General features: G+C 35.8%; 2 protein-coding genes. Both read left to right on the forward strand.

Translation table 11 applies throughout. The features are described from left to right. A partial coding sequence (locus J3U27_RS11540; RefSeq protein WP_267331139.1) for a hypothetical protein occupies positions 1-332 on the forward strand: 332 nt, incomplete at its 5' end. Positions 333-1,043: 711 nt separating this feature from the next. Further along, positions 1,044-1,504, forward strand: a 461-nt coding sequence (locus J3U27_RS11545) for a hypothetical protein (protein ID WP_267377504.1), incomplete at its 3' end; no start/stop codon positions are given.

The raw sequence follows: 1,504 nt of genomic DNA on the forward strand, positions 1-1,504 counted from the left end.
ATTACAGCTATCCTAGCATGGAATCCTGGTGTAACAGTATTGGTTATCGCCTGCCTAAAGTTAAGGATTTAACTAATGCAAAACGCTATGAAATTACTGGAGGTACACCTTCATCATCAGGTGATTATTATATGCGTACAATTGGTGCAGGCTTGCTCGCTGAGTGGGGTAATATAGGCAAATATAATCGAGCCAACTTTGACGCCGTCCAATGGTACTGGACCAGTGATATAAAAGGTTTAAGTCGGTTCGTTGTTTTTCCTAAAGATGGTCATGTACATTGGGCTGAGCCCTCGTATGATAAATCGGTAGGGCTTTGCACTTATCCTTAGTATTTATTTCTTCTCCCTTAAGCTTTAAAGCTTGGGGGGAAAGGTGGCGTTAAATCATCAAGGAATGGTTGACCTTAAGAGTCAAGATAGTTGTCAAATAAAACGCGATTTTGTAGTTTAGCCTCCCCCGGACATCATCATCCCTCAATCGGGGGGGGGATTTTTTGAGCAGCAGTCGTTTCAGCGTTTAAAATTCCACCTTGCAATGTTGCCTTAAATAAATAATTCCGCTCTAACTATGGCGCTTTAGCTGTGTTTTTCCATCAAAAAAAGTTGAGGAGCGGGGTTTTTGGGGTTCTAAATTCTGCTTTGCAATGTTGTCTCAAATAAGTAATTCCGCTCTAACTATAGCGCTTTAGCTGTGTTTTTCCTATCAAAAAAGTTGAGAAACGGGGTTTTTGGCATTCACTCCCTAAAATCAATAAATTGAAAAAAATTCCAAAAAAATAAAATTTTTCTAGAATTAAAAATTATGGTTTTTAAGGGTTTGTAAATTTGATATATATCAATTAAAGCATAATTTAATTAATAATTATTTAGTTCTTTTTCTGAAAAACTTTACAAAGATTAACGATATAAAATGAAAAATTTATTGTGCCATATTTTTTCAGTCATTATACTCTCAAATCATTTTAGCTGAGTAGCTAAAATTCAACCAATAAATATAAATTAGTAAATAAATCAAATATTTACTTGACAGGGTGGTCGAATATGTATTACAATTTGCAAAAGCCTAGGGCAACCTATAATTTAAATTTGCCTAATTTAAACTCTCAGTTTTTTTTTCACTCTAGCTTATTAATCGACGAAAATTTAAGATCACGCATTAGATCGTCACGCCGATCATCATTCCGATCATCTCTCGGATCTAAATTACGCCGAAAGATCTTTTTACCGCTTGGACTGTTACTAATACCTTTTTATTCCAGCCATGCATTAACCGTTAAAACCTCGAATACAATTCAGGGAAATGAGCCTTATTTAACTTTCGATGGTGGTAGAACACGCGCGCTTAATATTGAAGCTTTGCTCGGTATTACACTCTCTGACGGAAAACAGTACACGACTAAAACGAATACTTCATCACCTTCAAACCCCATTGAGTTACCGGTTGCAGGTCAAAGTTTTGCTGATATAGATATGATCTTTCCAACGAATGTCGATTTAATCGC

The sequence above is a fragment of the Gilliamella sp. B2911 genome, from assembly GCF_026536965.1.
GTDB lineage: Bacteria > Pseudomonadota > Gammaproteobacteria > Enterobacterales > Orbaceae > Gilliamella > Gilliamella apicola_E.